This is a genomic window from Pseudomonas sp. HMWF021, from assembly GCF_003061005.1.
In the GTDB taxonomy this organism is placed as follows: Bacteria; Pseudomonadota; Gammaproteobacteria; order Pseudomonadales; family Pseudomonadaceae; genus Aquipseudomonas.
This window is the reverse complement of record NZ_QAIK01000164.1, coordinates 60,245-70,418: the sequence shown is the minus strand read 5'-3', so window position 1 is coordinate 70,418 and position 10,174 is coordinate 60,245. Positions and strand designations below refer to the sequence as shown.

General features: G+C 61.6%; 8 protein-coding genes. 5 read left to right on the top strand and 3 right to left on the bottom strand.

From position 1 onward, the window contains the following. On the bottom strand, nt 1-818 hold an 818-nt coding region (motB, locus tag DBR18_RS23635; RefSeq protein WP_256588878.1), incomplete at its 3' end, for a flagellar motor protein MotB. A 3-nt stretch (nt 819-821) separates the two neighbouring features. Then, nucleotides 822-1,673 (bottom strand): flagellar motor stator protein MotA, encoded by an 852-nt coding sequence (gene motA / locus DBR18_RS23630; protein WP_007952169.1) that lies wholly within the window; start codon nt 1,671-1,673, stop codon nt 822-824. A gap of 166 nt (nt 1,674-1,839) precedes the next feature. On the opposite strand from motA, the gene DBR18_RS23625 reads away from it, so the two are divergent. The 4 genes from DBR18_RS23625 (at nt 1,840) to DBR18_RS23605 (ending at nt 7,004) form a co-directional block, all read left to right on the top strand. Beyond that, nucleotides 1,840-3,378, top strand: coding sequence for an HDOD domain-containing protein (locus tag DBR18_RS23625; RefSeq protein WP_108592136.1), 1,539 nt, complete (start codon nt 1,840-1,842; stop codon nt 3,376-3,378). 42 nt (nt 3,379-3,420) lie between these two features. Further along, complete coding sequence (locus DBR18_RS23620; protein WP_108592135.1) at nt 3,421-4,254, top strand: rhodanese-like domain-containing protein; 834 nt, start codon at nt 3,421-3,423, stop codon at nt 4,252-4,254. Beyond that, a complete protein-coding gene (asd, locus tag DBR18_RS23615) occupies nt 4,254-5,114 on the top strand; it encodes an archaetidylserine decarboxylase (protein WP_108592134.1) in 861 nt (286 codons plus the stop codon). Before DBR18_RS23620 ends, asd begins: the two co-directional genes overlap by 1 nt. A gap of 135 nt (nt 5,115-5,249) precedes the next feature. Continuing rightward, on the top strand, nt 5,250-7,004 hold the full coding sequence (locus DBR18_RS23605) for a molecular chaperone (RefSeq protein WP_108592133.1): 1,755 nt from the start codon (nt 5,250-5,252) through the stop codon (nt 7,002-7,004). A gap of 91 nt (nt 7,005-7,095) precedes the next feature. Here the strand turns inward: DBR18_RS23605 and serB are convergent, their stop codons facing one another. Beyond that, complete coding sequence (gene serB / locus DBR18_RS23600; protein ID WP_007967407.1) at nt 7,096-8,310, bottom strand: phosphoserine phosphatase SerB; 1,215 nt, start codon at nt 8,308-8,310, stop codon at nt 7,096-7,098. A gap of 134 nt (nt 8,311-8,444) precedes the next feature. Between serB and DBR18_RS23595 the strand changes: the two genes are divergently transcribed. Then, nucleotides 8,445-9,959: an AhpA/YtjB family protein gene (locus tag DBR18_RS23595; RefSeq protein ID WP_108592132.1), complete on the top strand. Its 1,515-nt coding sequence runs from the start codon at nt 8,445-8,447 to the stop codon at nt 9,957-9,959. Nucleotides 9,960-10,174: the final 215 nt, after the last annotated feature.

Here is a 10,174-nt window from a genome sequence, read left to right as displayed (position 1 = left end):
TTCTTGGTCAGCACCACGATGTCGATGCGGCGGTTGACCGGGTTGAACGGGTTCTCCTTGTCGAACAGTGCCGACGAGGCATACCCCACTACCCGTGCCACTTGCTCGTCGGGATAGCTGCCCGCCACCAGCGCACGCCGCGCGGCGTTGGCGCGGTTGGCCGAAAGTTCCCAGTTGCCGAAATCGCCGGTGCCGGTGTACGGCTTGGCGTCGGTGTGGCCGCTGATGCTGATCTTGTTCGGCACCGCTTTGATGGTGTCGGCCATGGCCAGCAGGATGTCTTCGAAGTACGGTTTCAGGCGTGCGGAACCGGAGTCGAACATCGGCCGGTTTTCGGCGTCCATGATCTGGATGCGCAAGCCGTTCGGCGTGATCTCGAACAGGATCTGATCCTTGAACTTCTGCAGTTGCGGGTTCTCGTCGACCTTGTTCTGCAGTTCTTGCAGCAACAGTTCCAGGCGTTCTTTCTCGACCTGCTCCGCCATGCCTTCGACCTGCTCGGTGTCGACCGTGACCTTGTCCGGTTGCGGCTGCGACTTCACCTCAGGGTTGAGGGTGTTTTCCGGGGCCAGGGTCGGCGTACCGCCCAGATCGATGATGTACGGCGTGCCGCTTTCGGAGAAGCCGACCGGGTCTTTGAAATAGCCGGCGATGGCGATCTTCTGCTCAGGGGTTGCGGTGGACAGCAGCCACAACACCAGGAAGAACGCCATCATCGCCGTGGCGAAGTCGGCGAAGGCGATCTTCCACGCCCCGCCGTGATGCCCACCGGCTATGCGCTTGACGCGCTTGATGATAATCGGCTGATTATTTTCCATGACTTAGCGACCGCGAACGGCTTGTTCCAGCTCGGCAAAGCTTGGACGGTGCGCCGGGTACAGCACCTTGCGTCCGAACTCCACCGCCAGCGATGGCGGCATGCCGGAAGCCGAAGCCACCAGAGAAGCCTTGATCGCCTCGTAGACGTTCAGTTCTTCCTTGGCATCGTGGGCCAGCGAGTGCGCCAACGGACCGAAGAAACCGTAGGCCGCGAGAATACCGAAGAACGTACCGACCAGTGCCGCACCCACGTGCAGACCGATGGATTTCTGATCGCCCTCACCCAGCGAGGCCATGGTCACCACGATACCCAGTACCGCCGCGACGATACCGAAACCGGGCATGGCGTCGGCAATGCCGTTCACCGCATGGGACGGATGCTCGAGGTCTTCCTTGAGGCTGTAGAGTTCCATGTCGAACAGGCCTTCCAGCTCATGGGGAGCCATGTTGCCGGAGGACATGATGCGCAGGTAATCGCAGATGAACGCGGTCATGCGCTCGTCTTTGAGTACCGCCGGATACTTGGCGAAGATCGGGCTCGCGGCGGCGTCTTCGATATCGCCTTCGATGGCCATCATGCCTTCGCGGCGGCTCTTGTTGAGGATCTCGTAGATCAGGCCGAGCACTTCCAGATAGAACGTGTGGCTGAAGCGCGAACTGAACATGCTCAGGGATTTCTTGAGCACGTGCATCGTCATGTAACCGGGGTTGGCCTGCAGGAATGCACCGAGGGCCGCACCACCGATGATCATCACCTCGAAGGGCTGAATCAGGGCGGCAATCTTGCCGTGGGAGAGCACGTATCCGCCGAGCACGCTCGCGAATACGACGATGATGCCGATAATTTTAGCCATAGGTAGAAAGTACTTGTTTAAGTCGGGTTCAAGGTCATATTCGGAAGTTAAAAAATCTCTTCTTCTACTTATCGGCAAAACTGCGCCAGACTATAGCCAGTTCAGGCGAAAAGCCAATTTAGCCCATGCCGGGCGCGTCTACAGTCAGTGAAGATCTCGTCCAGACATGGCTAATGAAACGAACGTCCCACACGCAAAACCGACCACACTCGACGGCTGGGTCAAGCTGCTCGATGGCGTGCGCCTGCCCGTGCCGCAAGAGGCGCACGACAAGGTGTGCCGGGCGATCCGTGACAACCGCAGTTCGCTGCGCGACATCGCCGACCTGATGCAGGACAGCCCGGCGCTGGCCTTGAGCATCATCCGTGAGGCCAATCGTCACACCCTCGGCACGATGACCGCGCCGGCGGAAAATCTTGAAGTCGCGATCAACCGTCTGGGCCTGGCACGGACTGAAGAATTGCTCGCGCGCCTGCCCGTCGAACCGCAGATGCAGATCCCCAAGGCGCTGCGCCAACTGCAAATGATCAGCCAGCACGCGACACAACAGGCCAACGGTTTTTTCGCCAGTCGCCTGGCGCGCCTGTGGCAGGACATTCACTGGGGCAGCCTGTTGTTTCTCTCGCCGCTATGGCCGCTGGCGCTGACGTTCCCCGAATTGCTCGAAGAGTGGGAGCTGCGGGTTATCCACAAGGGCGAATCGGCGCGCACGGTCGAGAAGCAACTGTTTGGCGTACGCCTGCTGAGGATCGCCGAGGCACTGGTGCAGGTCTGGCACCTGCCGATCTGGGTGCAGCAAGGCTATAAGCTGCTGCTTAGCGAACAGCGCGAACTGGTGAAAGTACTGCGCATCGCCCGCGACAGCGAACACCCGCTGCGCCAGCAGAATCGCCTCGACGACGATCCAACCCTGCGCCGCTGGCTCAACCAGCCAGCCAACACCGTGTTGCTGGCAAACGGTCTGGCGCTGTCGGCGCAACAGGCCTGGGACAGCCCGCACAGTGAACGCTGGCAGTACCTGACCAGCCTTTATCTGCAAATCTCGATGGACGAAGTGCAGCAGCAGTTGCACCAGCAAGCCGCCAACAGCGCGCGCCAGCATGCCATGCCCGATCTGTGGCACCCGGCCGTTTCATTATTGTGGCCGTGGGGCACCCATCGTTTGCCGGCAGGAATGCTGCCGGCGGCCGCGCCGAGTACCGACGATCTGGCCAAGTGGCGCCGGCAGTGCGCCGAACTGCTCGCCGAGCCGAGCCGCTTCACCAATGCCATGAGCCTGACCGTCGCCGCCCGCGATGCACTGGTCGCCAGTGGCATGCGCCGGGTGATGATTCTGATGGCCGACCGTACGCAATCGAATCTGCGTGTGCATCAGACCTTCGGTTTGCCGAAGGAAGCGGCCGCGCTGAATTTTGTCGTCGGTCAGAGCAAAGTCCTGCAACGCTTGCTCGCGCAGCAGGCACAAGTGCGGATCAACCCCGAGAACAACGCGCAATTCTCCGCGCTGCTGCCGGCGGGCCTGCGTTCGCTGTTCCGGGGCGAACACCTGTTCCTGCGCTCGCTGGTCAATAACGGCCGGGTGATCATGATCGTCGTTGCCGATCAGGGCGGCGGGCCGTTCGCCGACATCACCGTGCAGGCGTTCGGCAAAACCGCGCAGTGCATCGAAAAAGCCCTGCACAGCTTTAGCAGCCGTGGCCGATGAGGCTGCGCTACAATCCCCCCCTTTGTGCTCTGGAGACCTCACATGCCTGACTTCTCTGGCTTGCCGCTCGTCATCGAGCCGAGCGACCTGCTCCCGCGTCTCGATTCCCCTGAACTGATTCTGGTGGATCTGACCAGCCCTGCCCGTTATGCCGAAGGTCACCTTCCGGGCGCACGCTTTGTCGACCCGAAACGCACTCAGCTCGGCCAGCCACCGGCGCCGGGGCTGATGCCGGCCAAAGACAAGCTCGAAGAGTTGTTCGGTGAGTTGGGCCACCGTCCGGACGCGGTCTACGTGGTCTACGACGACGAAGGCGGTGGCTGGGCCGGCCGTTTCATCTGGCTGCTCGACGTGATCGGTCACGACAAGTACCACTACGTCGACGGTGGTCTGCCGGCGTGGCTTGAAGCGGGCATGCCGATGTCGATCCAGGTGCCGCCTGCTGCGGGCGGCCCGGTGGCACTGACCCTGCACGACGAACCGACCGCGACTCGCGAATACCTGCAAAGCCGTCTCGGCGCTGCCGATCTGGCGATCTGGGATGCCCGCGGGCCGCTGGAGTATTCCGGTGAGAAAGTGCTGGCCGCCAAGGGTGGACACATCCCCGGCGCGGTGAACTTCGAATGGACCGCCGGCATGGACAAGGCGCGTCAGCTGCGGATTCGCACGGACATGCCGCAGATCCTCGAAGACCTCGGGATCACCAAGGACAAAGAAATCATTACCCACTGCCAGACCCATCACCGGTCGGGCTTCACTTATCTGGTGGCCAAGTCCCTCGGTTATCCGCGGGTCAAGGGCTACGCCGGTTCCTGGGGCGAATGGGGCAACCACCCTGACACGCCTGTCGAGATTCAAGGTTCTAAGGACAACTAATGAAAGAGCGTCTGTTTATTCTCAGCCAGTACCTGCTGCCTCATCACCTGTTGTCGCGCCTGGCCGGCTGCGTCGCCGAGTGCCGCGTGCGCTGGTTCAAGAATGCCTTCACCCAGTGGTTCGCCAAACGTTATCAGGTGGACATGTCGCAAGCGCTGGTCGAAGACCTGACCGCTTACGAGCACTTCAACGCATTCTTCACCCGTGCCCTGAAAGACGGCGCGCGTCCGCTGGACGAAACCCCGGGCGCGATCCTCAGCCCCGCGGACGGTGCGGTCAGCCAGCTCGGCCCGATCGAACACGGTCGCGTGTTTCAGGCCAAGGGCCACAGCTTCAGCGTGCTGGAACTGCTGGGCGGTGACACGGCGAATGCCGCGCCGTTCATGGGCGGCGACTTTGCCACCATTTACCTGTCGCCGAAGGATTACCACCGCGTGCACATGCCGCTGGCCGGCACCCTGCGCGAGATGGTCTACATCCCGGGCCGGATCTTCTCGGTCAACCAGACCACCGCGGAAAACGTTCCGGAGCTGTTCGCCCGCAACGAACGTGTGGCGTGCATTTTCGACACCGAGCGCGGGCCGATGGCCGTGGTGCTGGTGGGCGCGATGATCGTGGCCTCGATCGAAACCGTGTGGGCCGGTCTGGTCACCCCACCGAAGCGCGAACTGAAAACCTTCCGCTACGACGAAGCCGCCCGTGCGCCGATCCATCTGGAAAAAGGCGCTGAACTGGGGCGCTTCAAGCTGGGTTCGACCGCGATCGTGCTATTTGGCCCGGATCAGGTGAAATGGGCTGAAACACTGGTCGCCGGCTCTCCCGTACAAATGGGCCAGGCCTTGGCCCTGCCAAACGCCTGATATATGCCCTGTAGGAGCTGCCGAAGGCTGCGATCTTTTGACTCTGCTTTTAAAAACCAAAGTCAAAAGATCGCAGCCTGCGGCAGCTCCTACAGTTGAAGGCCGACCGGTTCATTTACTGCTATGGTTTTTGGCATGAGCCAGACCTTCTCCCCACCGCTGCTGAGCGCCCCGACCCCGACGCAAACGCGTCTGTCGTTCTGCGAAGCCACCCCGCGCGACCTCAAACGCTGGATCGCCGGCCTGCCCAAGGCCAACATCGGCGAAACCGCCCGCCAGTTGTACCAAGGCCTGGGCGAACTCAACCAGTTGCTCACCCCCAGCGACAATCGCCTGCAACTGCTGGAGTTGCTGCGCCCCGAGGTGTACTTCGTCTGCCAGCATCTGGAGCGGCACTTCCTGCATCAGGCGATCCTGCTCGACGATCGTTCGCGCAAGATCAGCAACCTGTGTCAGGCACTGCAAAGTCAATTGGCCATCGGGTACAAGCAGATCGTTCTGCGCATTGCCCCCAAGTACCAAAAGGATCGTGCGGCGCTGGTCAGTCAGGCACTGCAACGGGCCGCGCATGCACTCAAGGGGCAACTGCTGCGGGCGACGCAGCTTTACAGCCCTGCACCCGAACATCTGTGGTTCGAGCTGCATCAGCTATATCGAGTGGCCTGCACATTGCAGCTGCAACAGCGCCGGGTGCATGACGAACTGGCGAGCCTGAGTACCGAATTGAGCCTGGAGCAGACTTACATTGCCGCCCTGTTGCTGAGCAGCGCCCGTTGCAATCAATTGCGGCAGAACCAGATCGCCCGCCTTGCCGAAGTGCTGGAGCCATGGAGTGCCTTGCTCAAGTTGCATCCCGGCAGCCCGGGCGACGGCCTGTTCGCCATCAGCGCGGAACTGGACGCCGGCCCGCGCTATCGCAACATGTTTCGTAAAGAACAGCAGGCAAGTTTGCTGGGCTTCGATCCGCAACCGTTGGTGAACGCCATCGAAGCGCATTTACTGCAACAGGATTCGCCGACGCCGCTGCCTGTCCCGGCAGGCCTGAGCCTCGACACCCTGCAGCATCTGCACGCCAGTTGGGGCCAGGCTGCCGAGCGCAGCTTTCAGCGCACTGCCGGCCAGGGCAGCCTGACCGTGTGTGTCGGCATGAGCGCCCTGCACTTCTATCTGGGCGGCGAACGTACCTTCAGCGAACTGCTCAAGCATCCCGGCGCCCGCGCGGCCAACTTCAGCAGCGCGGTGGTCAAGGGTGAACAGGACAGCTGGAGCCAGGCCTTCGACGCCGCACCGCAGTCTGCGGCAGACGAGTTGCTGCCCTACGAGGAAATCCAGTACGACCATCTGGGCGAAGACGAAAGCGATACCGACAGCACGCCGAACTACCCGACCTACACGTTGCCGGTGATCAACCACAGCCCCGGTGGTTATTGCCTGGGCTGGCCGAGTGAAGTGCCGGCCGAGTTACAGGCCGGAGAAATGGTCGGGATTCAGGACAGTTCCAACCAGGGCTGGAGCATTGCGGTGGTGCGCTGGATTCGCCAGGTACGCGGCAGCGGGCCGCAAATGGGCATAGAACTGGTCGCGCCGCACGCCGAACCCTGCGGTTTGCAACTGGTGCGCTCGCGGGATGATCACAGCCACTATTTACGCGGTCTGTTGCTGCCTGAGATCAGCGCCATCGACTTGCCCGCGACCTTGCTCGCCCCGCGTCTGCCGTTTCAGGAGGGCAACAAGGTGCTGATCAACACCCACGGCGAAGAACACCGCGCCGGGTTGGATCGACGGGTGGCGAGCACGCACAGTTTCAATCAGTTTGCTTATCGCTCGCTGGAGGCCGCGCAGAATGGCGGGAGCGAGGAGAATTTCGATTCGTTGTGGAAATCGCTTTGAAAGCAAAAGATCGCAGCCTTCGGCAGCTCCTACAGAGAAACGCATATTCCAGTGTAGGAGCTGCCGCAGGCTGCGATCTTTTGATCTTTAATTACAACTGCCCATCACGATCGCGAAAGCCCAGCAGATACAGCACACCATCCAGCCCCAGCGTAGAGATCGCCTGCTTCGCCGACTGCTTGACCAGCGGCTTGGCACGGAACGCCACGCCCAGACCGGCAATCGCCAGCATCGGCAGGTCATTCGCGCCATCACCCACGGCGATGGTCTGCTCCAGACGCAAGCCTTCCTTGTGCGCCAGCTCCTTCAGCAAATCCGCCTTACGCTGTGCGTCGACAATTGGCTCGATGGCCACGCCGGTGCACTTGCCATCGACCACTTCCAGTTCGTTGGCGAACACGTAGTCGATACCGAGTTTGGCCTGCAACTGCTTGGCGAAATAAGTGAAGCCGCCGGACAGGATCGCGGTCTTGTAGCCCAGACGCTTGAGTTCGGCGAAAAGGGTTTCGGCGCCTTCGGTCAGGCGCAGCGAGGCGCCGATGGAGTCCAGCACGCTGACGTCCAGGCCCTTGAGCAGCGCCAGGCGCTCCTTGAAGCTGGCGCGGAAGTCCAGTTCGCCAGCCATGGCGCGCTCGGTGATGGCCGAGACTTGCTCGCCCACGCCGGCAGCCTTGGCCAGTTCGTCGATGACTTCGGCTTCGATCAGCGTCGAGTCCATGTCGAACACCGCCAGACGCCGGTTGCGACGGAACAGCGAATCTTCCTGGAAGGCGATGTCGACGTTCAGCTCCTGCGCGACGCTGAGGAATTCGGCACGCAGCGCCTGCGGATCGGCCGCTTCGCCCCGTACGGAGAACTCGATGCAGCCCTTGCCCTTGTCGGCTGGCGTGTCCAGCGGCATGCGACCCGACAGACGGTCGATATGGTCGATGTTCAGGCCATATTTGGCGGTGATCGAGCTGACCGCCTGCAATTGGCCGGCGGTCACTTTGCGGGTCAACAGGGTGACGATGTGGCGTTTCTTGCCCTGATTGCCCACCCATTGCTGGTAATCCTCTTCGGACACCGGGGTGAAGCGCACCTGCTGGTCGAGCTCGTAGCCCTTGAACAGGATGTCCTTGAGCACGGCTTTGCCCTGCTCGGAGTCGGGAATCTCGACCAGGATGCCGAACGACAGGGTGTCGTGGATCACCGCCTGACCGATATCGAGGATGTTCACACCACCCTGGGCCAGAACGCCGGTAATGGCCGCAGTCAGACCCGGACGGTCGACTCCCGTGATGTTAATCAGGACGATTTCGCGCAACGCGCACCCCCGCAACTGGAAAAAAACCGCATTCTACCCACTTTCAGTGACCATCGGGCACCGCGAGCGCTTTGCCGGTCTAGGGCCTGTCGCTATACTGCGCGTCAACTTCACGGACAAAAGAGCCGAGCTCAGTGAACCGGCCCACGCCAGTTAAAACCGATAACTTCTTCCTGCTGATCTTCCGTGCACTGCGTCATCGCCGTGTACCGATTGCATTGCGCATTGCCAGCCATAACGTGATCCTGGTCGCTCTGGCCCTGGTGATCTATGCCGGGGTGATGGGCTTGCAGTTCAAGCAGGCCATGCACGAGCAGGCCGATGCGCTGGGCGAAAGCCTGACCACGCAGACCGCCACCTCCGCCACTGAACTGCTGGTGTCCAACGACATCCTCAGCCTCAACGTGCTGCTCAACAACCTGACCAAGAACAAGCTGGTGGCCCACGCGGCCATCTATAGCGTGGACAACCGCATCCTCGCCGAATCCGGTCAGCGCCCCAAGCACAGCCTGCTGGGCGAAGCCGAGGGCATGTACGAGAGCAAGATCACTTTCCAGGACGTGACGGCCGGGCAACTGCGCATCAGCCTGGACATGGATCAGTTCCAGCAGCCGATGACCATCAGCCTGCAAAGCATGGGCATTCTCAGTGCGATTCTGCTGGCCTTGTCGCTGGCCCTGAGCCTGCGCATGGGCCGCTATCTGTCGACGCCGTTGCTGCAACTGCGCGTCTGGCTGCGCAACATCGACGAATACACGCCGGGCACCGACCGTCAGGACGAGATCGGCGATCTGGCGCGTCAGCTGCACGCCAACTTCGCGCCGGAGCCTGCGCCAAAACCCGAGCCCGAGCCGGAACCCGAGTTCGAGGAAGAGGATGAGCCGGAGTTCGAAGTGCGCAACCTGCGTGACCCGAGCTTTGACGAAACCCGCCCTATGGCCGCGCAGAAACCGGCGCCGCGCCATGTGGTCAGCACCGTTGAAGACGATGAAGACGACGACGCGTTTGCCGATCTGCGCGACGAATCGCTGGATGCAGCGCCGCAACCGGTCGCGCGCAAGGCCACGCCTAGCGTGCCGCAACACAGCGCGGTGCTGGCAGTGCAGTTGGGTTCGCAAGAGCAACTGCGTCGCCTGCCGCGCGCCCGTCTGGAAGAGTTGCTGGAGCGCTACCGCGACTGCCTCGATCAGGCCGCTTCACTGTATCAGGGCGAGATCGAAACCCTGAACGATGGCAGCACACTGATGCTGTTCCACACCGAAGACAGCGGTGACGATTACCTGACCAACGCCATCTGCTGCGGCGAGTTGCTGCGGGCGCTGGGCCATCAGTTGCAGATCGAAGTCGCCGACAGCGGCATCACCCTGCAATTGCAACTGGGCCTGACCCTGGGCGATGAGCTGTTCGGTCTGAGCCAGATCGACCTGTTGCTGACCGATTCGGCCCAGGATGCCCTGGCCCTGTCGCAACACAGCCGCAACCTGCTGCTGGTCGAGCGCAAGATCGGTGACGATGCGCTGATTCGCCAGCGTGCGCGGATCCGGCCGATCGCCAGCCCGGAGGGCGCCTGCTGCGTGGAGCGGTTGATGGAGCCTTATCCGTCGATGCTCGAGCGGCAACTGGCGCGGATGCATGAGCGTCGGGCGTAAGCCTTAGGCCAGATGCACAGAAGCCCGCAGACAAGTGATTGTCTGCGGGCTTTTTTGTGGCTATTCGAACGCGGGATCGCATCGTGTAGGAGCTGCGGCACGCTGCGATCTTTTGATCTTGATTCTGATACGGCCAGATCAAAAGATCGCAGCCTTCGGCAGCTCCTACAGGGTTCTCGTGTGTGCAAATCCTCATATCCGTTCTTCCAGACACA